Here is a 22371-nt window from a genome sequence, read left to right on the forward strand (position 1 = left end):
AACAGTTCAAAGCTGGGGTGGCTGCTGGGACTGCTGTTCAGGGGCCGAGTCGCTCCCTCGCAGGCGATCGAGCACGCTGGCGACGATCAGACCGACCCCGCCAAGCAGCGTCACGTACAGGCCGATCCCCGGATTCAGCATCTCCTTTGCGGCTTCGGCCATCGCACCACTCTCTTCGATACCGAACGCGGGGTCGACAATATAGAGGATACTGAATGCGGTGATCAATATGCCTAACCCGCCGATAGCGAACGTATTGATCCGGTCCCAGTTTCGGGCAACGACGAGGACGGCAGCGACAATCGCCATGCCCAAGGTGAATACGCCGTCGCCGTCGATGCCGTTGACCGAGACGCTCGTGCCGAATGCCGACGCCGTGATCCAGGGAAGAAACGCCCCGATCGTTACGGCTGCCACGCTGCCGAGAGCGATCTGTTCACTCCGGCTGAATCGGCCTGTCTGTGACTGTCTCGATCGTTGTGGTTGCTGGCCTGCCATCAGCCCCACTTCCGCCCACCGGTCCTTATAGCTGCGGGGGCGGTCGACTGTCAGCCGTCTCCCACTGCCGCCCAGAGACTGCCTCCGACGATCGTGATACCACCGAATACGGTGAGATAGAGCCCGTAGACCGGTGACAGTGACTTCCCGGCTGCGTTGGGGTCGCCACTCGCCAGGATGGGTGTTGCCGGATCCGTCACGAACTTCCAGACGAGCGCGAGCACGAGCAGGCCGATCACGGCGACTGCAGCCTGTTCGATGCGGCCCCACTCGCGGGTTCCCAGCAGGCCGGCGATAGCAGTCGAAAGCATGAGTGTCAAAAAGCCGTCGCCGTCGATGCCGGTCACCGTCCCGATCGACTCGATGCGTGCCCAGGGGAGCCAGGCAGCGACGGCGACGACTGCTGCCCCCGCGAGGACGACTCGCAAACCCGACAGTCTCTCGCTGAGCGTGTCCAGACCGGCCCAATTCTGACTGCCCATGCAATTCCCGGCGGTGTCGTGAGCCTTAATCCATTCGGAGACACCCTCGCTACCGAACGATCAGCACTTAAGGGCCGGCGTTCGTATCTCGGGACAGTATGTCATGGCTGTCGGTCGTCGTTGTCGCTGTCTGGGCGATGTTGCCGGCGTACGTCCCGAACAATGCCGCGGTGCTTGCGGGTGGCGGCCGGCCGATCGACGGCGGCCGGACCCTTGGTGGGGCGCGCGCCCTCGGCGACGGCAAAACCTGGCGTGGGACGGCGGCGGGGACCGCCGCGGGTGTCGGCTTGGCGCTCATCCTCGACCGAATCGGACCGACAGTCGCCGCTGTGATCGGTGTCGACGTGCCGGGATTTCCGCTCCTCGCTGCACTCGCACTCGCGTTCGGAGCGATGGTGGGTGATATCGCGGCGTCGTTCATCAAGCGCCGTCTCGACCGGGAACGCGGCGCGCCAGTGCCTGGTCTCGACCAACTTGATTTCGTCGTCGGCGCGCTGGCGCTCGCTGCCCTCTTCGTTCCTACCTGGTTCGCCGACACCTTCACGCCCGGCGTTCTCCTGGTTGTCGTCTTGCTGACTCCGCTTTTGCATCTCTCGACGAACGCGATCGCGTACGGTCTCGGCCTAAAAGACGAACCGTATTGATCCGCCTGCGGAGTATCACTCTACGGTTTCGACGGGTCGCACTGTCCCGTTTCGGCGACAGTCGAGCGGTGGGGTTATCCCGCTTGGCCGAAGATGGTCTCGATAATGAGCGATCGTTCTACGACACTCCAGGTGGCGACACGTGGGTCGGATCTGGCGACTCGCCAGGCGAGTTCGGTCCGTGAGGCCCTGGCCAGTCGTCGACAAGATGTCGAACTGCTGGAAGTCGAGACGGCCGGCGACCGCATTCGCGACGAACTCATCCATCGGTTGGGGAAGACGGGCGCGTTCGTCCACAGCCTCGACGAGCGGGTGCTCGATGGCGAGGCCGATCTCGCCGTCCACTCCCTGAAGGATGTCCCGACCGAGGACCGCTCCGATCTCGTCGTCGCGGCGGTCCCCGAGCGCGCACCTGCCAACGACGTTCTGGTGAGTCCCGACGGAACAGCCCTCGAAGACCTCGACTCCGGCGCGACTGTCGGTACGTCGAGCTTGCGCCGCAAAGCCCAGTTGCTTGCGACTCGTCCCGACCTCGACGTCCAACCACTCCGAGGGAACGTCGACACGCGCGTCGAGAAGCTCCTAGCCCCGTCGCTGCAGGCCGAACACGCCGATCGACTGGCCGCCGAAGAAGAGACGGCTGAGTCAGCGGACGGCGACGCGACAACCGACGACGATGGAAGCGACGACCCAGACGATAGTTCTGCCGAGGCGTGGTTCAACGGCCTCGCCGAAATAGAGCGCCAGGCACTCGAACGCGACATCGAGACGACCTACGACGCGATCGTCCTCGCGGAGGCGGGGCTCGATCGCCTCGGGTTGACCCACCACCTCCAGTTCCAGCGATTGCCCCCCCGTGAGTTCGTGCCGGCGCCAGGTCAGGGGGCTCTCGCTGTCGTTGCAACCGACGAAGACGTCACCGAAGAGGTCCGTAGCTCGATCGACCACCCTCCTTCACGCGTCGAGGTAACCGTCGAGCGGACGATTCTGGAAACGCTTGGCGGGGGCTGTGTCGCGCCGATCGGCGTCTATGCGGTCTTGCAGGGCCGAGTCGTCTCGACGACCGTCCGCGTGCTCTCCGGGGACGGCACCGAGGAAGTGAGCGATCGCCGAGAACTGCCCGCTAGACGACACGCCGAGGCAGCCCGCGAGATGGCGTTGGATCTGGCCGATCGCGGTGCCGAGGAGTTGATCGATCGCGCACGGGAGGCGACACAGGAACAGACATGAGCGCGGCGACAACCGGAACGGTCTATCTTGTCGGGAGTGGCCCCGGTGATCCGGAACTATTGACGGTCAAGGCTCGCCGGTTGCTCGAGGACGCCGATCTCGTCATGCACGACAGACTGCCCGGCAAGGAGATCATCGAACTCGTCCCCGCCGACTCCCGAATCGATGTCGGGAAACGCGCCCACGGTGACCGGACGCCCCAGGCAGAGATCAATCGCCGGCTGGTCGAACACGCCCAGGACGGGAAGACGGTCGTCCGACTCAAGGGCGGCGATCCGACGGTCTTTGCCCGTGGCGGCGAGGAGATGACGTATCTCGCCGCTCACGACGTCCCCTTCGAGGTCGTCCCAGGCGTCACCTCGGCGACTGGCGGGCCTGCAGTCGCGGGTATTCCACTCACGCATCGCGAGTTCGCCTCGAGTGTCACGATCGTCACTGGCCACGAGGATCCCTCGAAATCGGAGTCGGCGGTCGACTGGGGGTGTCTGGCCGACACGAACGGAACGATCGTCGTCCTGATGGGCGTGACCAGACTCGAGGAGTACACGACCGCGTTGATCGAGGCGGGCATGGACCCGGAGACACCCGTTGCACTGGTCGAACGAGCCAGCTGGACCGACCAGCAGGTCGCGACCGGGACCCTGGAGACGATCGTCGAGGCCCGCGAGTCCGCCGGGATCGAGCCGCCAGCGGTGACGGTCATCGGCGAAGTGGCTGGCGTTCGCGACGACGTGCTCGCGTGGCTGGAGGGATACGAGTGACGCCCGATCACGGGACCACTCCTCCGCGAGTGGCCGTCTTCCGCCCCGACGATGAGCGTATGCGCGATGCGATCGAGTTCCTCGAATCCCTCGGCGTCGAACCGATCGCCGATTCCATGCTCGCTGTCGAGCCGACTGGGGCACTCCCTCGGGAGGACGCCGATGTCGTCATTTTCACGAGCAAGACCGGGGCCGAACTCGTCGCTGGCGCGTGGACGCCCGGGGACGCGACAGTGGCCGCGATCGGCGACCCGACGGCGACGGCCCTCGAAGCGGCTGGCATCGGTGTCGACGTCGTGCCCGAGGAGTTCTCCTCGGCCGGGCTCGTCGACGCACTGGCCGACCGTATCGACGGTCGTCGGGTCGAGGTTGCGCGGAGTGACCACGGCAGCGACGTCTTGCCGGACGGACTGTGGGAGTGTGGTGCGTTCGTCCACGAGACGGTCTTGTACCGACTCGTTCGTCCGCCAGACGCAGGCAACGCCGTCGAGATGGCAGCACGCGGTGAGCTGGCGGGCGCGCTGTTTACTTCCTCGCTGACTGTCGAACACTTCTTTGCGATCGCTGGGGAACGCGATCGCCACTCTGCCGTCCTCGAGGGGCTGTCTGGCGCGGTCGTCGGCGCGATCGGGCAACCGACTCGCGAGACGGCGGGCGATCACGGGCTCGATGACGTGGTTGTTCCCGACACCGCCGATTTCGAAGCCTTGGCCCGGACGGTCGCCGATCGTATCGATCGTCCCTGACGCCGACGGCGACCACTGTTCGTTTGCCGGTCCGATAGTGCTCGTCCATCAGCGCTGTCTCACTGACTTCTCGTGGCGAGTGGCTTCGCCGCCGTCTACACATTTTCAGCGTTCGCTCACTTGCCCCGGTATCGATCGCCCTGCTGAGCGCTCCTGGACCCGTCCTACTGCCTATCTTGGCACACTTGGACACTAGCTCGCCATCGTGAGATTCTTCGAGCGACGGCGATTTGATATAGTGGTATATAGTTTATCTGTTCGACCCTGGCGTTTTTATCGTGGCCCGAACCAAGTACTGCCGATGGGTCCTGTCCCCGAACTGGCCGATCGCGCTCGCTCGTGTGCCGACCGACTCCGCCAGGCGGAGTCTGTCCTGTTGGCATCTCATATCGACGCCGACGGGCTGACCAGTGCCGCGATCGCCGCCAGCGCCCTCGAACGGGCTGAGATTCCGACGGCCGTCGTCTTCAAGAACCAGCTGGACGACGAGGAGATCGCTTCGATCGCCGCCCGTGAAGCAGAGACAGTGCTGTTTACGGACTTCGGAAGCGGGCAGCTCGACGCGATCAGTGATCACGAGAGCCGTGGAGACTTCGAGCCGATCGTTGTCGATCACCACCAACCGGCCGATGCCGAGACGCGCTACCATCTCAACCCGCTTTTGGAAGGGATCGACGGCGCGTCCGAACTTTCCGGGGCTGGGGCGTGTTACCTGCTCGCGCGTGCGCTGGAAGACGACACGGACAACCGGGACCTCGCCGGGCTCGCGGTCGTGGGGGCAGTCGGTGACATGCAGGCCAGTGGTGGCGAACTGGTGGGCACAAACCGGGCGATCGTCGACGAAGGCATGGCCGCGGGCGTCCTCGAAGAGCGAACCGACCTAGCACTGTACGGGACACAAACCCGGCCACTCCCGAAACTGCTCGAATACGCAGATCGACCACGCATCCCTGGGGTGACAGGCGACCAGGCGGGTGCAATCGAGTTTTTAGAGTCGGTCGGGATCCAACTGAAGGCCGACGGTGAGTGGCGACGGTGGGTCGACCTCTCGATGGACGAACGCCAGTCGGTCGTTAGCGCCCTGCTAAAGCGTGGTGTCAACCGAGGTGTCTCGGCGGACTCGATTGATGGCCTCGTAGGGACGACATACACGCTTGCCGAGGAACAACCGGGTACGGAGCTTCGGGACGCAAGTGAATTCTCGACACTGCTGAACGCGACCGCACGCTACGAACGCGCCGACGTCGGACTCGCTGTCTGTCTTGGTGATCGTGGGGATGCTCTCGCCCGGGCCCGCCGTCTGCTCGCTAACCATCGTCGCAACCTCTCTGAAGGGCTCGAATGGGTTCGCCAACAGGGTGTGACTCTCGAATCCAACCTCCAGTGGTTCGACGCCGGTGACGCAATCCGGGAGACGATCGTGGGGATCGTCGCCGGAATGGCGTTTGGGACCCCCGGCGTCAAGCGCGATCGGCCCATTGTAGCTTTCGCCGAGAAATCCGATACCGAACGGAAGGTGTCCGCTCGGGGGACGCCTGCACTCGTTACTCAAGGATTGGATTTGTCCGACGCGATCGGGGCGGCGAGTCGAGCCGTCGGCGGTGACGGTGGCGGACACGACGTCGCTGCCGGGGCGACGATTCCAGCGGACGAACGCATGGCCTTTCTCGACCGGCTGGACGCAGCGATCGGCGAGCAGATTGCGTAATTGGCGGGACGTCTGCCCGTAGGGGGCGGTGTGTAGCCGCCGAGTAAACTATATACCGCTATACAAAAACGGGGCCGCGGTGCCTTCGACACGTGGTTATTTGAGTTGAGGCGCGTTACCAGGGTGATATGGCAGACACTACTGGTGCGGTGAGAGACAAAGAACGGCTGTTGCTAGCGGCGGGCTTTGCTTTCGGTGTCATGTTGACGTTGCTCGTCTTGGAGTTAGTCCTGGTAGCGAACGGTACCGTTGCGGTCGGGGACCTTCTGACGTCGGCGGACGCCCTGATCGTGATTGCTGGGATCGTCTTTACAGGTATCGTTGGGGTGGCCCTGTTCGTGCTCTCGTTTCCGGAAAACCGGTCTCGAATTCCGATCGCTGCCGACGATCAGGAGTAACCTGCCGACGACAGTGCCCTTTTAGACGCCCACCGGGAACTGCCCCCAATGACAGCGTTCGATCCCGACCGCTTCGAAGAGAAGTACGAACACTACTTCATGGAACTGCAACAGGCGTACCGGCAGGCTTTCGAAGCCATGAGTGAACGACACGATTCCGAGTTGATCCACGCGATCGATCAACAGATCCTCGCCGAGAGCGAGCCGTTTTATGTCGGCGACGGGGAGTTTCGCATCGAGCTCCCGGCAGATGCTGCCGATCGCCTCCCCGACCAGGATCGAGACCGAATCGAATCTGCCCTCGAGGAGTATACTTCGACACTGAACACCCAATTGCAGGCGGTGTTCGAATTCGACTCGTGACGCCCTCGTATTGTCGGATACCAAAGGCCTAAACCCGGCCGTCACCTACCTGTCTCTACCAATGAGTACAGATACCCAGGAAGGGGACTCCGACCTCGAACAGCGCGTCACCAACTTCCTGCGGCGCAACTTCCCGCAGATCCAGATGCACGGCGGCTCGGCGGCGATCCAGGAACTCGACAAGGAAGCGGGTGAAGTGACAATCGCTCTGGGCGGTGCCTGCAGCGGATGTGGCATCTCGCCGATGACTATCCAGGCGATCAAGTCCCGCATGACCAAGGAAATCCCGGAAATCGACACGGTGCACGCCGACGCCGGTATGGGCGGCGGTGGCATGGGCGGGATGGATGGGTCGACCAGTCCTGGTGATTCTCGCGGTGGCAGTATCGAGAGCGACGACGACGAAGGCCCCAGCGCCCCCTTCTAACGCCGACGTGTTCGCTCGCGTTCCCACGTTCGCACTAGCGCGGCCAGCGTCTCGTTGACCGGTGTCTCGAGGTCGCTGTCGGCCACGATACCGTTGATCGCGTCGACTTCCGTTCGGTGTTCGCTCTGTATATCGCGGTACATCGACGACTCGTTGTCCGCCGTGGCCTCGATGACTGCTTCCAGTGCGGTCACTGCGTCTTCTTCGGCCAGGGCGACACCGTTTCGATCTGCGACACGCGCAGTCTCACGAGCGGCCCGGTGGGCCACCATTCTGGCCGGCTCCTCGGCAAGTGCGCCGTTTTCCACCTGCGCCAGGGCAGTCGTCGCGTTGATGCCCGCGTTGACGGCGAGTTTCGTCCAGAGCCGGCGTGGCATATCCGTCGCGACGGTCGTTTCGATAGCCGCAGATCTGAACGCCGCACCGACCCTGTCGGCAACTGTGTTTGGTCTCCCGTCCGGATCGCCAAGCACGATCTCGCCGATGCCCGTACACGTGACGTGTCCGGGTTCGGCAGCGATTGCGCCGTAGGTTGCCGTGCCCGCAAGAATCTGGGCATCGAGTGCATCCGCGAGTGTCGCTTCGTTGTCGATCCCGTTCTGGACAGAGAGTACTACCTCACACTCACAGTCCCGGAGTGCGTCGGCGGCCGTCGCCGTGTCGTAGGCTTTGACAGTGACGATCACCAGTTCCGCTTCAGCCGGGGTCGTTGTCGTGGCCTGTGGCCGAGCGGTTCGCTCGATTTCGCCATCGATCGTCAGCCCAGATTGCTCGATCGCTTCGACGTGTGGCTCACGACCGACGAGTGTCACGTCGTGGTCGCGAGCCAGCAGCCCCCCGATCAGGCTGCCCAGGCTGCCGGCACCGAAGACGAGGATCTCCATTGGTCGACGTTCCGGCCCCCAAAAGCAAGACAGTACTGGATCTGTGCCGACTCACTTCCGGCGATGCTCTTCGAGCTCGTTGGCGTTCTCCTGGACCTCAGCCAGTTCCCGATCGACGTCGTTCCGGCCGCTTCCATGGGCGAACAGCACCGACCGGTCGAGGAGGGAAGGCCGAAACCGTCGTTCTTTGTCGGCATCGCTGGGGGCAAAACGCGACCGGACCCACTCGGTCAAACCCTCGAGCATACAATATCTTTGTCACCGAGATCACATAACATCTGGGCCGTCCCTGACGATGGCCCTGTCTGTCGGCTATTCAGTCCTCTTGCCAGTAGTAGATGTCCTCCTTCGGTGCGCCACAGGCCGGGCACTCGGTCGGGATCTCCTCGATGTCGCCCATCTCGCCACACGCCCAGCAGCGCCACATCAACTCGGCCTCGCCGGCGGGGCCACTTGCGAGGTGTTCACTCGAAAGCGCGGCGATTCCGTCCTCGGTGGAGACGTAGAAGCCGTGCTCGTCGACCCCCCTGATAGTGCCGAGTTCGTTGCCGTCGGCGTCGTAGATCGATTCCCCGAACCCCGCCTGTCGGTTCGTTGCTTCCCCTGACATGGCACTGTGTTACTAGGTACCAACAAACAAAAACCTGTGGTCGCCACCGCAGCCACGTATGGCCGAGCGCGTCGTCGACCGGAAAGGCATATTACGCCACGTTCGTATCTTGCTTCGAGACGACGGTTACGCATGAGACGAAACCGACGGCATTCCACGGAGGAGATGCGATGATCGGGGTAGCTGGACTCCCTGTCGTCCTGGCATCACTGTTGGGTGTGCCGGGCTCAGTTGTCCTCGCCAGTGGCTTGGTAGGATTGCTGGGCGTTGTCGCTGGCTTGCTCTATCGTCGAACCGGACGACCGACGCGGGCGTCGATTCGACAGTCCATCTCGACGAGAGTTGCGGCGGTGATCGTCCTCGCCACTGTCGGGGCCGCCCTCGTCGTGTTGTTCGTCCTCGAATTCGACTTCTTTGCGCTCCCGACCCAGACGACCGGGCTTGCCAGGGGTTTGCTCCGGGACTACGGGCTGATCGCGCTGTTCGTCCTGTTCGTCATCGAGGGTGGACAGGTCCTGTATTTCGCACCCAGCGAGAGTCTGGTTCCGGCGGCCGTCCTCTTGCTTGCCGACTCACCGCTCGGGTACCTGACGATCGTTCTGGTCTCGGTGGTCGGGGCGACGATCGGGCAGTGTCTGTTGTTCAGCCTCGCGAAGTACGGCGGCCGGGAGTACTTGTTGAACGCCCGCTGGTTCCACGTTGGTGAGGATCGCTTGGCCCGCTTCGAGGACTGGTTTGGCCGGTGGGGTCCTCTGGCAGTGCCGATTTCGAACACGCTTCTGTTTGTCCGCGGACTGGCAACGGTTCCGGCGGGCCTGGCCGGGATGGGACTCCGGCGGTTCGCGCTCCTCTCTGCGCTCGGGACGCTTACCTTCGAGGTGATTCTCGCCCTCGCGACTCTCGGTGTCGTCTCCGCTATTTAGCAGTGACTTACGGCGAAAAGAGGCTCGTATGGACCGGTGCAAAGTCGCTTTCGGGAACCGACTCGTCTGTCTCGGCCGTGTCAGTGACGGCCGACCCGTCGACCCCGTCGGTCAGGAAATCCCCGAGCGGCGGCCCGACGTTTTCGGGTTCGACGAGGAAGGCGTCGTGACCGTGATCCGAGTCGATCACGTGGTGGGCAACGGCAGTATCGGTCTCCCGAAGCGCGTCGGCCAGCGATTCCGATTGGGCGACCGTAAAGTGCCAGTCCGAGGTAAAAGACACGACCAGTGCCTGGCCGTCGAAGGCCGCCAGCGCGTCGGCATCGGATTCAAAGCCCGCGGCGAGGTCGAAATTTTCCGTGGCACGGGTCATCGCCAGGAACGCGTTCGGATCGAAGCGCCCGACGAACTTCTCGGCTTGGTAATCCAGGTACGACTCGACGTCCCGGTAGGGGAAAAACGAGGCGGCGGGCTCTTCGGGGAACGTCCGGTGGGCCTCACGACCGGCCGACCGGCGGCCGAACTTCCGGTCCATCGAGGCCTTCGAGAGGTACATGACGTGGCCGATCTGCCGAGCGAGGGCCATCCCATCAGTCGGGTTGGGGTGCTCGTCGTCGTAGTACTCACCGTTGTCCCAGGCCGGGTCGCTCGTGATCGCCCGGCGTTTGATCCCGTGTAAGGCAAGGCTCTGGGCGTCCAGGCGGGCCGACGTGGCGATCGAGACGATCCGGTCGACGTGATCTGGGTGGCGCTTGGCCCATTCGAGGACGTTCATGCCCCCGACGCTGCCGCCGACGACGGCGTGCAGGTGTGGGATGCCCAGCTCGTCCAGAAGCTGGCGCTGGGCGTCGGTCCAATCGGTAACTGTCACGGGCGGGAACTCCGTCCCGTAGGGCTCGCCGGTTTCGGGATTCGTACTCGCCGGCCCGGTCGTCCCGTAACACGATCCGGGGACGTTCGCACAGACGACGTAGTACTCGGTGGTGTCGATGGCCTTGCCTGGACCCACGATGTCGTCCCACCAGGCACGGGCCTGTCCGCTGGTGGTGTCGTCCGCATCGGGATGGGCGGCGACGTGGGCTGAGCCGGTCAGGGCGTGACAGACCAGTATTGCGTTGTCGCCCTCGAACTCGCCGTAGGCCTCGTAGGCGATTTCGAGTTCGGGAATGGACTCGCCACACTCGAACTCGAACGTACCCACTGTGACCGTCTCGCGTTCGGCGGTGACCGTCATGTGGCTGTCTCTATCCCCGCTTGCAGGTCCCCAATGATGTCTCTGGCGTCTTCGATCCCGACCGACAGGCGAACCATGTCCGGCGCGACGCCGCTTGCGCGTTGTTCCTCGGGGGTCAGTTTCGCGTGGGTCGTCGAGGCCGGATGGATGACCAGGGTCTTGGCGTCGCCGACGTTTGCGAGGAACTGTGCGAGATCAGTGTCCTCACAGAGTCGCTGGCCCGCCTCGTAGCCACCCGAGAGGCCGAAGGTGACCATGCCGCCGTAGCCGCCGGCTGACGTACCGTCACCCGAGGATCGGCTCGCACTGCTCGCCTCACCCCCATCGAGATACTCGCTCGCGTTGTCGTGGGTTTCGTGACTCCCCAGACCGGGGTAGGACACCCACGCCACCTCGGGGTGGTCGGCCAGGAACTCGGCGACGGTCATGGCGTTCTCGCAGTGGCGTTCCATCCGGACGGCCAGGGTTTCGGTCCCTTGCAGGGTCGTCCAGGCGTCGAATGGGTTCTGGCCGTCGCCGACGTTCCGGACCGCCCGCTGGCGGGTCGCCACCGCGAAAGCACGGTCGCCGAATCGATCGACGTAGCTGTCGCCGTCGAGTTCCGCCGCACTGTCGCCCAGCGCGGGATACTGCTCGGGATACTCCGCCCAGGGGAAGCTCCCGCCGTCGACGACGACGCCGCCGACGGTGGTGCCCGAGCCGTGGAGCCACTTCGTCGTCGATTCCCAGACCACGTCGACGCCATGCTCGATCGGATTGCAGAGATACGGTGTTGCGAAGGTATTGTCCACGACGAGCGGCGCGCCGTGCTCGTGGGCGATCTCGGCGACGCGCTCGATGTCCGGCGTGATCAGCGAGGGGTTACCGATCGTTTCGAGGTGGACGTAGGCCGTCTCGTCGTCGATGGCCTCAGCGTAGGCCTCATAATCCAGCGTGTCGACGAACCTCGCTTCAATGGCCCGCTGTCGGGCGGTCGTCGTCAGATAGGAGTGGGTGCCGCCGTAGATCGAGGAGGCAGAGACGATATTCTCGCCCGCGCTCGCCAGCACAGTCGTCGTCGCGTCCAGGGCGGCCATCCCCGAAGCGGTCGCGACGGCGTCGGCCCCGCCTTCGAGCGAGGCCAGTCGCCGTTCGAGCGTCCGGACGGTCGGATTGTCGAAGCGACTGTAGATGTTGCCCTCGGCCTCTAAGGCGTAGAGATCGGCCGCGCGGTCGGCGTCCTCGAAGGCATAGGAGGTCGTCTGGTAGATCGGCGGCGCGACCGCGCCGGTCTCGGGATCGGGCGTCTGGCCGGCGTGCAGACACCGCGTCCCGAAGTGCGGTGGCTCGTGTTCGCTCATGTTTCGTATGCATATACCTCTGGACTGGTATAACTACGAGTTACGGCAAATTTGGGCAGGGTCGGTTGCGATCACTGCATTCGTAGACCCCGGGAGAAGTCGGGGGTGAGCAAACCGTCGGTCGTGATACCGACAGCGGCGTCCGGTTATCGTCCTGAACTCTGTGTCTCCTGTTGGCCTCGTTCCCGTGAGTGGGCCTTTAAATCCGCCTATCGGCACTCGATGTCGGATCAAAACTACCATGCCGGCCGACCGTGAGCGTTAGCCTACCAAGGTGAGTTCCGTGACCGAGAAACGCGAGTATACCGACGACTACCCCGAAAAGACGTTGTACATCCCCGGCCCGACCGAAGTTCGCGAGGACGTTCTCAGTGAGATGGCCCAGCCGATGTTCGGCCACCGGATGGACCGGATGACCGACCTCTACACCACGATCGTCGAGGATACGAAAGAGTTCCTCGACACCGACAACGAGGTCATCATCCTGACGGGCTCCGGGACCGAGTTCTGGGAGGCATCGACGCTGAATCTCGTCGAGGAGAAGATCCTCGTGCCGACCTGCGGGAGCTTCAGCGAGCGCCACGCCAACGTCGCCGAGCGCCTGGGCAAGGACGTCGATCGCCTCGAATACGACTGGGGCGAGGCGATCAAGCCCGAGGATATCCGCGAGGCCATCGAGGCGAGTGACAACGAGTACGACGTCGTCGCCAGCGTCATGAACGAGTCCTCGACGGGTGTCCGCAATCCGATCGAGGAGATCGGTGACGTGGTTGCCGACTACGAGGATACGTACTTCGTCGTCGACGCCGTGAGTGCGCTTGGCGGCGATTTCGTCGACATCGACGAGCACAACATCGACGTGATCTTCACCTCGACCCAGAAGGCCTTCGCGATGCCGCCTGGCCTGGCGGTCTGTGTCGTCAGCGACGATGCCTACGAGCGGGAACTAAAGCGCGACCAGGCCTCGTGGTACGGCGGCTTCCAGCGCTGTCTGGACTACTACGACCGGAAGGGCCAGACCCATTCGACGCCCTCGATTCCGATTATGCTTGCCTACCGCAAGCAGATGAAGTACATGCTCGAAGAGGGACATCACGCGCGCGACCAGCGCCATCGCGAGATGACCGAGTACGTTCACGACTGGGCCAACGAGCACTTCGATCTGTTCGCCGAGGAGGGGTATCGCTCCCAGACGGTCACCTGTATCGAGAACACGCAGGGCATCGACGTCGCCGGGACGATCGAGGAAGTCTCAGAGCAGTACGACATGGTGTTCTCGAATGGGTACGGCTCCCAATTGGGCGAGAAGACCTTCCGTATCGGTCACATGGGCGAACACGACCTCGAGAGTATCAAAGCGCTCACTGACGCGATCGAAGACGTGGCCGATTTCTGAACGACCCAATCCCGGTGTCCGGATTGGGTTGTCACCGCCGACTGGCTTGGACGCTCGGTCTGGCCTTCGTATCTCGGCACACGGATCCTTTGAGTGGCTATTCAACAGGTTTCTTCCACCAGAATCACCCGACAGATCGATGTTTCACATGCTCGGGCTCCAGCCCCGTTCTGGTGTCGTATTAAAATGCGACTGGGTTTTCGTCCCGTGGGAACTGATCGACGGGTTATCCCCGTCTGCGTGGTAGCCCGGCGTGTATGGACGCAGCCAGATATTACGGTCAGGAAGACATCCGTGTCGAAGACATCGAACCTGATTCGGTCGGTCCCGAGCAGGTTCGGATCGACATCGAAGCGTGTGGCATCTGTGGGTCGGACCTCCACGAATATACTGCCGGACCGATCTTCGTTCCGGGGGACGCCCCGCACCCGGTCTCGGGTGCCACGGCGCCGCTCACGATGGGCCACGAGTTCAGTGGGATCGTCTCGGAGGTCGGTGCTGACGTCACCGACTTCTCGGAGGGCGATGCCGTCACCGCGAATCCGATCATCTACTGTGGGTCCTGCCCGCGTTGTGAGGCCGGTCAGTACCACCAGTGTGAAGCGCTCGGGTTCACCGGTCTGGCGGCCAACGGCGGGTTCGCCGAGAACGTCGTCGTCGACGCCGAACGAACCGTCTCACTGGGTGAGGTCCCGGTCGAACACGGTGCACTCGTCGAACCCCTCTCGGTCGCATTGCACGCAGCCAGAGTCGCCGACGTCTCGGCCGGCGACTCGGTTGCTGTCTTCGGGAGCGGTCCGATCGGGCTCTGTCAGATTCAGGCGTTGCGGGCGGCCGGTGCCGGTCCGATCATCGTCTCGGAACCGCGCGACGAGCGACGTGCACGTGCTGATGCGTCCGGCGCGGACGTACTGATCGATCCGACCGAGCAAGACCCACTCGAAGCGATCCGTGCAGAGACCGGCGAGGGTGTCGATATCGCGTTCGACGTAGCCGGTGTCGAAGCGACGTACAACCAGGCGATCAACAGCACGCGACCCGGTGGGCGTGTCGCAGAAGTGAGCATCTTCGAAGAGGCTCTCGAAACCCAGCCCAACGACCTCGTGATCCCCGAGCGCTCGATCGTCGGCTCGATCGCCTACCAGGGCGGCCCACGCTCCGGCGAAGAGTTCGGCATGGTCATCGACATGCTCGAGGACGGGCAACTCGACCCCGACCCTCTCATCACCGATCGAATCGATCTCGCAGACATCAGTGAAGACGGATTCGAACCACTCCTCGATCCCGACAGCGACCAAGTAAAGATCCTGGTCAAACCCTAACTGCTCGCCCGGACTCGTTTTAGGCTCTTTGGGGTTTTCGGACTCCCCATCGAATCTTCAAAGAGGGAGCGGCCGCGACAGCAGAGTAATGACAGCCAACGCCCCGGAAGCCAATCCGTACCTTGCGGATCCACCGACGGACTTTTCGCCCGTCGCGGCACTCGACGCTGACGGTGCCCGAAAACAGGCCCAGCAGTTGCGCGAGGCGATCCGCTATCACGACCACCGCTACTACGTACAGAACGATCCCGTGATCGGTGATCGAATCTACGACGCCCTCTTTGCTCGCCTGCAGGACCTCGAAGAGCACTTCGACCTCGATCGCGAGGACAGTCCCACCCGGCGCGTCGGTGGGCAGCCACTGGACGAACTCGACTCCCTCGAACACGTCGCGCCCATGCAGTCGATCGACCAGGGCGGCGAAGTCGCGGACGTCCGGGAATTCGACGACCGCGTTGCCCGCCGACTCGACGACGCTGGCTTCGACCCCCACGTGCGGGCCTACTTCTGTGAGCCCAAATTCGACGGCCTCTCGGTGGAGATCGTCTACGAGGACGGCGTCTACCAGCGGGCGGCCACCCGCGGGGACGGCGAGGTCGGCGAGGACGTCACCGAGAACGTCCGGACGATCCCGAGCGTGCCGGGACGACTGCGGGGTGACTACCCCGACTTTCTGGCGGTACGTGGTGAAGTCCTCATGCCGACCGAGGCCTTCCAGGCGCACAACCGCGAGCGAATCGAACGTGGTGACGATCCGTTCGCCAACCCGCGCAACGCCGCCGCGGGCACGCTCCGGCAACTCGATCCGTCGATCACGGCCGAACGACCCCTCTCGATTTTCTTCTTCGGCGTGCTGGACGCGAGCGTGGACTTCGGGACCAACAGTGAGGTCTACGAACGCCTCCCAGAGTGGGGGCTCCGCGTCACCGATCTCGCCGAACGCGCCGACTCGATCGAGGGGGCGATCGATTATCGCGACCGATTGCTCGCCGAGCGCGATGCCCTCCCATTCGAGATCGATGGCGTCGTGCTCAAATTGAACGACCGCGAAGCCTGCGGCGCACTCGGCTCGACCGCCCGTGCGCCCCGCTGGGCCTTTGCCTACAAGTTCCCGGCCCGGACCGAGCGGACGACGATCCGAGATGTCGTCGTTCAGGTCGGTCGGACTGGCCGGTTGACGCCCGTCGCGCTGATGGATCCTGTCGAGGTCGGCGGCGTGATGGTCTCGCGGGCCTCGCTGCACAACCCCGCCGAGATCGAACGCCTGGGCGTCGCCGTCGGCGACGAAGTACGCGTCCAGCGGGCCGGCGACGTGATCCCGGAAGTCGCGGAGGTCGTCGAATCGAACAGCGACGGGACATTCGACTTCCCGGCTACCTGTCCTGTCTGTGACAGCCCGGTCGAACGCGACGGCCCGCTGGCGTTCTGTACCGGCGGGCTGGCCTGCCCAGCGCAATTGGAACGGGCAATCGTTCACTACGCCAGTCGCGACGGCCTGGACATCGAGGGGCTTGGCGAGGAGCGCGTCCAGCAACTCATCGACGCGGGCCTGGTCGAAGAACTGGCCGATCTCTACGAACTCGGACAGCTCGATCTCACCTCGCTGGAAGGCTGGGGGATGCAGTCGGTCGCCAACCTGCAAGAGGAACTGGAGGCGAGTCGCGAGCCGCCGCTGGATGACTTCCTCGCGGCGCTGAACATCCCGTCGGTCGGTAGTGCGACGGCGACTGCCCTCGCTCGGGAGTTCGGCACCTTCGCGGCCGTGATGAACGCCGACCGCGAGCAGTTGCAGGCCGTCGAGGACATCGGACCGCGGGTCGCCGAAGACGTCCGTGACTTTTTCGAGAGCGAGCGCAACCACGACGCCATCGAGCGCCTGCTCGAGCACGTCGAGCCACAGCCCTACGAGGTCGAGGGTGGCGACGCACTCGACGGGTTGACGTTCGTGTTCACGGGATCGCTGTCGGGCTTCACTCGCAGTGAAGCCCAAGCACTCGTCGAGGCCCACGGCGGGTCAGCGACGAGTAGTGTTTCGGGGAACACCGATTATCTCGTGGCCGGTGAGAATCCCGGTCAGCGCAAGCGTACGGATGCCCAAGAAAACGACGTCCCGATTCTCGACGAGTCGGCGTTCGAGTCGCTACTGGCCGATCGTGGCGTGACCGCTTAATTGTCGAATCCGTCTTCGAAGACAAACGTCCCGTCTTCTTGGATCCGCTCACCGTCGACCTCGATGTAGGACGCTTCGCTCATATCGACGATCATGTCCATGTGCATCGCGCTGTCGTTGCGTTCGTTGTCGTCGCTAACGGTCTCTTCGTAGGCTCGACCTAGGGCCAGATGGACCGTATCGCCCATCTTTTCGTCGAATAGCATGTTGTAGGTGAACTGATCGATGTCGCGGTTCATCCCGATACCGAGCTCGCCCACGCGACGTGCGCCGTCGTCGGTGTTCAGGACGGCCGTCAGGACGTCCTCGTTTTTCTCGGCAGCATGCTCGATGACTTCTCCGTTTTCGAATCGGAGGTACACGTCTTGGACCTCACGACCCTGGGCCATCAGCGGTTTGTCGAACAGTACCTCGCCGTCGACGCTGGCCGGCAGTGGCGCCGTAAACACCTCTCCACCCGGGAGATTTTTCTCTCCGTAATCGTTCCTTGTCGGATTCCCCTCGATGGACATGGTAATGTCGGTCGTGTCTCCGGAGACGATGTGGACCTCCGAGGCCGGGTCGAGAATCTCGACCAGCTGGTGTTGAAAGTCTCGCACGGCGTCCCAGTCCTTGTTGATCGCCCCCCAGACGAACGCCTCGTAGGCGGCGGTACTCATCTCTGCGTCCTGGGCGTTGGCCGGGGCCGGGTACTGTGTGCTGACCCAGCGTTTGTCCATCACGAGCTCTTGGATCTCCTTGTTGGCCGACGCGACCGCACTGGCTTTCTCCGGGTCGACGTCGCTCGTTTCGAATGTGTTGGCGTCGGCCCGAATTCCGATTACCACGTCTGCTTGTTGTGTGGCCGCATAGGCCACCTCAGATTGGCTGATGTTCTCGGTGTCGATCGCCTTGCGATAGGCACGGTCCACGCGGGGGCTGACCGCCCGGGCCGAGATGTTCGCCCCGCGCCGGCCACACAACTCCGCGATCGCAACCAGCAGGTCTTCGGCAACCGGGTGTCCCCGGATGATAACTTCGTCGTCCTCGTGGATGTCGACCGAGTGATCGACGATCGTTTCGGCGTGTTCGCGCACTCGTGGATCCATGGCTGGTCCCTTCGAGCGTTCGAGCAAAATACTACCGATGCGATCGGATTAGAGGTCGGTCGTCTGGAAGCGGTAGTAGCCGATCGCCAGTGGCAAGACGATCCACGCGAGGACGACGATCCCGGCAAAGACCGGCTCTTGATACCACGGCAGGCTCTCGCCGATGCGCCCTGGCGCTAGCGGGAACCCGGCGACGAGATCAGGCAGTACCGGGTGTGCGAGATTGCGCAGGCCCGCAAACGGCGACAGTTGTCCGAATATCGAGACCCACTCCGGCTGTGGCCCCGTGGGTAGCGAGAGGCCGTTGAGCACGAATCGAATCCCCGTCGGGATGGCCACCCACAGATTCATGACGAACAACAGGAAGATACCGAACGACCCGCCGGCAGAGACCGTCGTCGACTTCGTGAACGTCGAGATTCCGAGTGCGATCGCGGTAAAGATCAGCGACAGTCCCCAGATCACCAGGAACGAGCCTGCCAGGACAACTGGGTCGATCGGGACGCCCCGGAACGCTGCCACGAGTGGGGCAAAGACGAACGCCGGCAGCAGGACGACCGTCATCACAGCCATCCGCCCGGCGTAACTCCCGGCGACGATCGACCGCCGTGAGAACGGGAGAGTCAACAGCACGGAGAGCTCTCCGGTCGTGCGCTTGCCGACCACGTCCGCCTGGCTGATCGTCAGCGCCACGATCGGGGCCAAAAATCCGAACACGCTGAGCAGTCCGAACGCCGTCGTTCCCTCCGATGCTATATCGGGCGTTTCGCCGATGAAGTAGCCGATGGCGAGCCCGATCACTCCGAGCAGCCCCAGCAGGTAATACAGCTGGCGCTCTCGCCGTGCATCGGTGAAGTCCTTCCGGGCGAGCTGGAGCCACCCCATCTCAGGCACCCCCTGTGTAGGCGGCGAACAGATCCTCTAAGCTCGCTTCGCTGGTCTCGATGTTCTCGACGGTCGCACCGGCGTCCTGGCAGGCCCGGACGATGGCCCCCTTCGCGGGATTTTCACAGCCGACCGTGACACTGCCGTCTTCGTGACGGACGGATGCGACGCCTTCGATCCGTTCGATCTCGGCGTCCAAATTGTCGGGCACCGAATCGAGTTCCAGGGTCATCTCTCCCGTGGTGCCGGCCGCGTCCCGAAGGCCATCGATTGAGTCGACAGCCACGAGATTCCCTTGATCGAGAATCCCGACCCGATCACAGACGGCCTCGACCTGTTCGAGGATGTGACTGGAGAAAAACACCGTCGCTCCCCTGTCGGCTTCTTCGTGAACGATCTGGCGCAACTGTCGTGCGCCGTTTGGGTCCAGTCCGGTCGTCGGCTCGTCGAGGATCAACAGGTCGGGATCGTCGACCAGCGCCATCCCGAGCATCAGCCGCTGGGTCATCCCCTTCGAGTAGCCTTTGGTTGGCCGATCGGCGGCGTGGGCGATTCCCACCCGCTCCATGATCGCATCCGGATCATCGTCGGCACTCTTCGCTTCGATGGCGAATTCGAGCTGTTGGCGGCCGGTCATTTCGCCGAGTGGTCCGAACCGCTCGGGCAACACGCCGATCCGTTCCCGGACGGCGACGGTTTCTGTCTGTGCATCCATCCCAAGAACCGTTACGTGACCGGTCGTCGGGCGGGCGTGATCGAGCAGGATATCGATCGTCGTGGACTTGCCGGCCCCGTTCGGGCCCAGAAAGCCAAACACCTCGCCTGACTCGACGGTCAAGTCGACTCCTTGGAGGGCAGTGACGCCACCGTAGGTCTTGGTGACGCCATCGAGGTCGATAGCGACCATGCCCCCGGTTCCGGGGCGGCTGGCATAATCCTTGTCTTACGTACTGTCACCCCCGCTACCCTCAGAGATCTGCGTTCGAGAACCGCCAGTAGCCGATCGCAAGCGGCACCACCAGCCAGAAGACGAGCATGACGATGCCAACCCACGGCGTCGCGTAGAACGCCTCGAAATCGGGGCCAGCCACACCCGAGATATCGCCCGGGATGAATGCCGTCAATCCGGTCGTGAACGCCGCGCTCGGCGGAACCTGATTGACGAGGAAGACCCAATTCGGGAACTCGCTGAGGGGCGGTAGCGCGAACCCGTTCGTCAGCCACACGACACCGTAGCTGACGGCTCCCCACATGAATTCGAAGACGACGAAAAAGCCGATCGTCAGCATCGACGCGCGGGAGGTCGAGCCCGTCAACGCGGAGAGGCCGACGACGACGCTGATGTACGTCATCACAAACAACAACGACGTGACCAGTAGTGCCGCGAACGCCGGGGCGGCGAACTCGCCCATCAGCACGCTCCCGAGTGCCCCGCCGGCGGCGAGTCCGACGAGCGTGGGGACGGCCAGCGTGGCCCCCCGGCCGAGTACCTTCCCTGCCAAGACATCCCTTCGCGTGTGAGGCAGCGACAGGAGAATCTTGATCGAGCCACTCTCGCGCTCGCCCGCGATGGCCTTGTACGCGATGACGATGGCTGTGACCGAGACGAACAGCCCGATCTGGCTGGCCAGGAAGTACGCAAGGCCTTCGGCGGTCTGTTCTTCGACCCCCATCTCCGTGGTAAACTCTCCGAACGCGTAGGCGATCAACACCGAGAGGAGGACGAACAGTGCCGACAAGCCCCAGAGTGCGCGCGAGCGCAGTGCATCTCGGAAGTCCTTCTTGGCGACGGCGAGTGTACTCATCGCGACCCCTCCGTGTAGCTCATGAATATTTCCTCGAGCGATGTCTCCTCGGTCCGGAAGTCGGTCACCTCGTGGCCGGCGTCCTCCAGGGCCGACAGGACGGCCGTCTTCGACCCGTCCCCGACCGAGACAGTCACCCCCCCATCGCGCCGCGTCACGTCCGTGACGCCTTCGACGCCTTCGACGACTGCGATGGCGTCGTCGGTGACTGCCGTGAGTTCGACCCGCAGCGTCGCGCCATCGCCGGCCGCCTCTCGAAGTCCTTCGATGGAGTCGACGGCGACGAGTTGGCCTCCCCGGAGGATCCCGACCCGGTCACAGACGGCCTCGACCTGTTCGAGGATGTGACTGGAGAAAAAGACCGTCGCGCCACGATCGGCTTCTTCGCGGACGATTTCGCGGATCTCGCGTGCGCCTGCGGGATCCAGTCCCGTCGAGGGCTCATCGAGGATCAACAGGTCGGGGTCGCCGACCAGCGCCATCGCCAGCGTGAGTCGCTGTTTCATCCCTTTCGAGTAGCCTCCGGCTTTCCGGGTTCCGGCCTCGGGGATGCCGACCCGTTCTAGCAATGTGTCGGGGTCTGCCGTGGCGTTTTTCGAGTCGATCACGAACTGGATGTGTTGGCGGCCAGTCAGGCGGTCGTACACCTGATAGCCTTCCGGAAGGACGCCCGTTCGTCGGCGAATCGCCTGAGAGTCGGCCTGTGCATCCATGCCGAGTACCGTCGCCGACCCCTCACTCGGGCGGACGAAATCGAGCAGGATATTGATCGTCGTGGATTTGCCCGCGCCGTTTGGGCCCAGAAAGCCGAAGATTTCGCCTTCTTCGACGCGGAGGTCGATGCCGTCGAGTGCGAGGATATCCTCACCGTATCGCTTGCGTAATCCGCTCGTTTCGATGGCTGCCATAGCGATCGTCGGTACTCCCCCACATATGTTATAACTACGCGCTCGATTTCACCGGCTGCAGTCCAGTGTGGATCGATGCAGCTGCCGTCTCTTGTCGATTGGCACACGACTCCCCGCTCATCTAGACCCAATCACGCCTGGCTGACCCGCCAGGTCGTCGCGTTCGAGTACGCCCAGCGTTCGACGTCCAAGTCGCTTGCATTCTCGCGAAGGTCGGCGAACAGTTGCCCGATCTCACGCGTCGAGAGGTCGAGGTCTTCGGCGACGAATTTGCTCTTACAGTAGCACTCACCGTCGGCGGTCCGCTCGCGAAGATACTCCTGGAAGCGTCGGCGTTTGGTTTCGGCCGTTGTCTCGGCGGTCGTGCTCATTGCCCACTCACCCCGGCGACGAGTCGATCCCACGACTGCGACCACACGCGTCCGTCAGGCTCGTGCCGGTGGCCGACCACCAGACACGCGATATTGAGCGCGATCATCGCACTGGCCTGGCCCACAGAAACTTCCCCAAGCGCCAACAACGGCACGTACCCGAGCGGGAGCCCAATCG

The 22371-nt window shown here is 63.5% G+C and carries 25 protein-coding genes; 12 read left to right on the top strand and 13 right to left on the bottom strand.

Annotated features, from left to right (window positions below; all coding sequences use genetic code 11):
- Window positions 1–6: 6 nt before the first annotated feature.
- Both FR699_RS00215 and FR699_RS00220 read right to left on the bottom strand, forming a co-directional pair.
- On the bottom strand, window positions 7–498 hold the full coding sequence (locus tag FR699_RS00215; protein WP_158853253.1) for a hypothetical protein: 492 nt from the start codon (window positions 496–498) through the stop codon (window positions 7–9).
- Window positions 499–548: 50 nt separating this feature from the next.
- Window positions 549–980: a hypothetical protein gene (locus tag FR699_RS00220; RefSeq protein ID WP_154552346.1), complete on the bottom strand. Its 432-nt coding sequence runs from the start codon at window positions 978–980 to the stop codon at window positions 549–551.
- Window positions 981–1078: 98 nt separating this feature from the next.
- Between FR699_RS00220 and FR699_RS00225 the strand changes: the two genes are divergently transcribed.
- From FR699_RS00225 to FR699_RS00260, 8 genes are all read left to right on the top strand, one after another.
- Complete coding sequence (locus FR699_RS00225) at window positions 1079–1624, top strand: CDP-2,3-bis-(O-geranylgeranyl)-sn-glycerol synthase (RefSeq protein WP_158853255.1); 546 nt, start codon at window positions 1079–1081, stop codon at window positions 1622–1624.
- Between the two features lie 105 nt (window positions 1625–1729).
- Window positions 1730–2854 (top strand): hydroxymethylbilane synthase, encoded by a 1125-nt coding sequence (hemC, locus tag FR699_RS00230; protein WP_158853257.1) that lies wholly within the window; start codon window positions 1730–1732, stop codon window positions 2852–2854.
- Complete coding sequence (gene cobA, locus FR699_RS00235; RefSeq protein WP_158853259.1) at window positions 2851–3615, top strand: uroporphyrinogen-III C-methyltransferase; 765 nt, start codon at window positions 2851–2853, stop codon at window positions 3613–3615. The genes hemC and cobA overlap by 4 nt, the downstream gene beginning before the upstream one ends.
- Window positions 3606–4361, top strand: a complete 756-nt coding sequence (locus FR699_RS00240; protein ID WP_370515566.1) for a uroporphyrinogen-III synthase — start codon at window positions 3606–3608, stop codon at window positions 4359–4361. The genes cobA and FR699_RS00240 overlap by 10 nt, the downstream gene beginning before the upstream one ends.
- Window positions 4362–4662: 301 nt before the next feature.
- Window positions 4663–6069 carry a DHH family phosphoesterase gene (locus FR699_RS00245; protein ID WP_158853263.1) on the top strand — a complete coding sequence of 469 codons (1407 nt, stop codon included), beginning with the start codon at window positions 4663–4665 and terminating at the stop codon, window positions 6067–6069.
- A gap of 128 nt (window positions 6070–6197) precedes the next feature.
- Window positions 6198–6467, top strand: coding sequence for a hypothetical protein (locus tag FR699_RS00250; RefSeq protein ID WP_154552336.1), 270 nt, complete (start codon window positions 6198–6200; stop codon window positions 6465–6467).
- A 48-nt stretch (window positions 6468–6515) separates the two neighbouring features.
- A complete protein-coding gene (locus FR699_RS00255; RefSeq protein ID WP_154552335.1) occupies window positions 6516–6830 on the top strand; it encodes a DUF5783 family protein in 315 nt (104 codons plus the stop codon).
- 61 nt (window positions 6831–6891) lie between these two features.
- Complete coding sequence (locus FR699_RS00260; protein ID WP_154552334.1) at window positions 6892–7257, top strand: NifU family protein; 366 nt, start codon at window positions 6892–6894, stop codon at window positions 7255–7257.
- Here the strand turns inward: FR699_RS00260 and FR699_RS00265 are convergent.
- The 3 genes from FR699_RS00265 to FR699_RS00275 form a co-directional block, all read right to left on the bottom strand.
- Window positions 7254–8141, bottom strand: a complete 888-nt coding sequence (locus FR699_RS00265; protein ID WP_158853265.1) for a ketopantoate reductase family protein — start codon at window positions 8139–8141, stop codon at window positions 7254–7256. The two genes, FR699_RS00260 and FR699_RS00265, sit on opposite strands and share 4 nt — an antisense overlap.
- Window positions 8142–8192: 51 nt before the next feature.
- Entirely contained in the window at window positions 8193–8387 is a 195-nt protein-coding gene (locus FR699_RS00270; RefSeq protein WP_158853267.1) for a hypothetical protein, read from the bottom strand.
- A 70-nt stretch (window positions 8388–8457) separates the two neighbouring features.
- The gene (locus FR699_RS00275; RefSeq protein ID WP_154552331.1) at window positions 8458–8751 is read right to left on the bottom strand and encodes a rubredoxin-like domain-containing protein; all 294 of its coding nucleotides are present in this window, start codon (window positions 8749–8751) and stop codon (window positions 8458–8460) included.
- A gap of 170 nt (window positions 8752–8921) precedes the next feature.
- On the opposite strand from FR699_RS00275, the gene FR699_RS00280 reads away from it, so the two are divergent.
- Window positions 8922–9674 carry a DedA family protein gene (locus tag FR699_RS00280; RefSeq protein WP_154552330.1) on the top strand — a complete coding sequence of 251 codons (753 nt, stop codon included), beginning with the start codon at window positions 8922–8924 and terminating at the stop codon, window positions 9672–9674.
- Window positions 9675–9681: 7 nt separating this feature from the next.
- Here FR699_RS00280 and FR699_RS00285 read toward each other — a convergent pair whose 3' ends face one another.
- Together FR699_RS00285 and FR699_RS00290 are read right to left on the bottom strand one after the other, a co-directional pair.
- Window positions 9682–10908, bottom strand: a complete 1227-nt coding sequence (locus FR699_RS00285) for a homoserine O-acetyltransferase (protein ID WP_158853269.1) — start codon at window positions 10906–10908, stop codon at window positions 9682–9684.
- The gene (locus FR699_RS00290; protein WP_158853271.1) at window positions 10905–12248 is read right to left on the bottom strand and encodes an O-acetylhomoserine aminocarboxypropyltransferase/cysteine synthase family protein; all 1344 of its coding nucleotides are present in this window, start codon (window positions 12246–12248) and stop codon (window positions 10905–10907) included. The genes FR699_RS00285 and FR699_RS00290 overlap by 4 nt, the downstream gene beginning before the upstream one ends.
- A 283-nt stretch (window positions 12249–12531) precedes the next feature.
- Between FR699_RS00290 and FR699_RS00295 the strand changes: the two genes are divergently transcribed.
- The 3 genes from FR699_RS00295 to ligA all read left to right on the top strand — a co-directional run bounded on the left by FR699_RS00295 (window position 12532) and on the right by ligA (window position 17136).
- Window positions 12532–13644, top strand: a complete 1113-nt coding sequence (locus FR699_RS00295) for an alanine--glyoxylate aminotransferase family protein (protein ID WP_158853273.1) — start codon at window positions 12532–12534, stop codon at window positions 13642–13644.
- A 257-nt stretch (window positions 13645–13901) separates the two neighbouring features.
- Window positions 13902–14966, top strand: coding sequence for a 2,3-butanediol dehydrogenase (locus FR699_RS00300; protein ID WP_158853275.1), 1065 nt, complete (start codon window positions 13902–13904; stop codon window positions 14964–14966).
- 88 nt (window positions 14967–15054) lie between these two features.
- The gene (ligA, locus tag FR699_RS00305) at window positions 15055–17136 is read left to right on the top strand and encodes an NAD-dependent DNA ligase LigA (protein ID WP_158853277.1); all 2082 of its coding nucleotides are present in this window, start codon (window positions 15055–15057) and stop codon (window positions 17134–17136) included.
- Here ligA and FR699_RS00310 read toward each other — a convergent pair.
- From FR699_RS00310 to FR699_RS00335, 6 genes are all read right to left on the bottom strand, one after another.
- Window positions 17133–18224, bottom strand: coding sequence for an aminopeptidase (locus FR699_RS00310; RefSeq protein ID WP_154552326.1), 1092 nt, complete (start codon window positions 18222–18224; stop codon window positions 17133–17135). The two genes, ligA and FR699_RS00310, sit on opposite strands and share 4 nt — an antisense overlap.
- 48 nt (window positions 18225–18272) lie before the next feature.
- On the bottom strand, window positions 18273–19109 hold the full coding sequence (locus FR699_RS00315) for an ABC transporter permease (protein ID WP_158853279.1): 837 nt from the start codon (window positions 19107–19109) through the stop codon (window positions 18273–18275).
- A 1-nt stretch (window position 19110) separates the two neighbouring features.
- Window positions 19111–20016: an ABC transporter ATP-binding protein gene (locus tag FR699_RS00320; protein WP_158853281.1), complete on the bottom strand. Its 906-nt coding sequence runs from the start codon at window positions 20014–20016 to the stop codon at window positions 19111–19113.
- Window positions 20017–20077: 61 nt separating this feature from the next.
- A complete protein-coding gene (locus FR699_RS00325; RefSeq protein ID WP_158853283.1) occupies window positions 20078–20914 on the bottom strand; it encodes an ABC transporter permease in 837 nt (278 codons plus the stop codon).
- On the bottom strand, window positions 20911–21822 hold the full coding sequence (locus tag FR699_RS00330) for an ABC transporter ATP-binding protein (protein WP_158853285.1): 912 nt from the start codon (window positions 21820–21822) through the stop codon (window positions 20911–20913). Before FR699_RS00330 ends, FR699_RS00325 begins: the two co-directional genes overlap by 4 nt.
- Before the next feature lie 131 nt (window positions 21823–21953).
- Window positions 21954–22193: a hypothetical protein gene (locus FR699_RS00335; protein WP_154552321.1), complete on the bottom strand. Its 240-nt coding sequence runs from the start codon at window positions 22191–22193 to the stop codon at window positions 21954–21956.
- Window positions 22194–22371: the final 178 nt, after the last annotated feature.

Source organism: Halorhabdus sp. CUG00001 (assembly GCF_009797925.1).
Classification (GTDB): domain Archaea; phylum Halobacteriota; class Halobacteria; order Halobacteriales; family Haloarculaceae; genus Halorhabdus.

Coding starts and splice junctions, on each gene's coding strand:
- FR699_RS00320 (WP_158853281.1), bottom strand. CDS start 20,016: ATGGTCGCTATCGACCTCGATGGCGTCACCAAGACCTACGGTGGCGTC.
- FR699_RS00245 (WP_158853263.1), top strand. CDS start 4,663: ATGGGTCCTGTCCCCGAACTGGCCGATCGCGCTCGCTCGTGTGCCGAC.
- FR699_RS00220 (WP_154552346.1), bottom strand. CDS start 980: ATGGGCAGTCAGAATTGGGCCGGTCTGGACACGCTCAGCGAGAGACTG.
- FR699_RS00335 (WP_154552321.1), bottom strand. CDS start 22,193: ATGAGCACGACCGCCGAGACAACGGCCGAAACCAAACGCCGACGCTTC.
- FR699_RS00225 (WP_158853255.1), top strand. CDS start 1,079: ATGTCATGGCTGTCGGTCGTCGTTGTCGCTGTCTGGGCGATGTTGCCG.
- FR699_RS00330 (WP_158853285.1), bottom strand. CDS start 21,822: ATGGCAGCCATCGAAACGAGCGGATTACGCAAGCGATACGGTGAGGAT.
- FR699_RS00250 (WP_154552336.1), top strand. CDS start 6,198: ATGGCAGACACTACTGGTGCGGTGAGAGACAAAGAACGGCTGTTGCTA.
- hemC (WP_158853257.1), top strand. CDS start 1,730: ATGAGCGATCGTTCTACGACACTCCAGGTGGCGACACGTGGGTCGGAT.
- FR699_RS00260 (WP_154552334.1), top strand. CDS start 6,892: ATGAGTACAGATACCCAGGAAGGGGACTCCGACCTCGAACAGCGCGTC.
- FR699_RS00310 (WP_154552326.1), bottom strand. CDS start 18,224: ATGGATCCACGAGTGCGCGAACACGCCGAAACGATCGTCGATCACTCG.
- FR699_RS00280 (WP_154552330.1), top strand. CDS start 8,922: ATGATCGGGGTAGCTGGACTCCCTGTCGTCCTGGCATCACTGTTGGGT.
- FR699_RS00300 (WP_158853275.1), top strand. CDS start 13,902: ATGGACGCAGCCAGATATTACGGTCAGGAAGACATCCGTGTCGAAGAC.
- FR699_RS00275 (WP_154552331.1), bottom strand. CDS start 8,751: ATGTCAGGGGAAGCAACGAACCGACAGGCGGGGTTCGGGGAATCGATC.
- FR699_RS00315 (WP_158853279.1), bottom strand. CDS start 19,109: ATGGGGTGGCTCCAGCTCGCCCGGAAGGACTTCACCGATGCACGGCGA.
- FR699_RS00290 (WP_158853271.1), bottom strand. CDS start 12,248: ATGAGCGAACACGAGCCACCGCACTTCGGGACGCGGTGTCTGCACGCC.
- FR699_RS00215 (WP_158853253.1), bottom strand. CDS start 498: ATGGCAGGCCAGCAACCACAACGATCGAGACAGTCACAGACAGGCCGA.
- FR699_RS00325 (WP_158853283.1), bottom strand. CDS start 20,914: ATGAGTACACTCGCCGTCGCCAAGAAGGACTTCCGAGATGCACTGCGC.
- FR699_RS00270 (WP_158853267.1), bottom strand. CDS start 8,387: ATGCTCGAGGGTTTGACCGAGTGGGTCCGGTCGCGTTTTGCCCCCAGC.
- ligA (WP_158853277.1), top strand. CDS start 15,055: ATGACAGCCAACGCCCCGGAAGCCAATCCGTACCTTGCGGATCCACCG.
- FR699_RS00265 (WP_158853265.1), bottom strand. CDS start 8,141: ATGGAGATCCTCGTCTTCGGTGCCGGCAGCCTGGGCAGCCTGATCGGG.
- cobA (WP_158853259.1), top strand. CDS start 2,851: ATGAGCGCGGCGACAACCGGAACGGTCTATCTTGTCGGGAGTGGCCCC.
- FR699_RS00255 (WP_154552335.1), top strand. CDS start 6,516: ATGACAGCGTTCGATCCCGACCGCTTCGAAGAGAAGTACGAACACTAC.
- FR699_RS00285 (WP_158853269.1), bottom strand. CDS start 10,908: ATGACGGTCACCGCCGAACGCGAGACGGTCACAGTGGGTACGTTCGAG.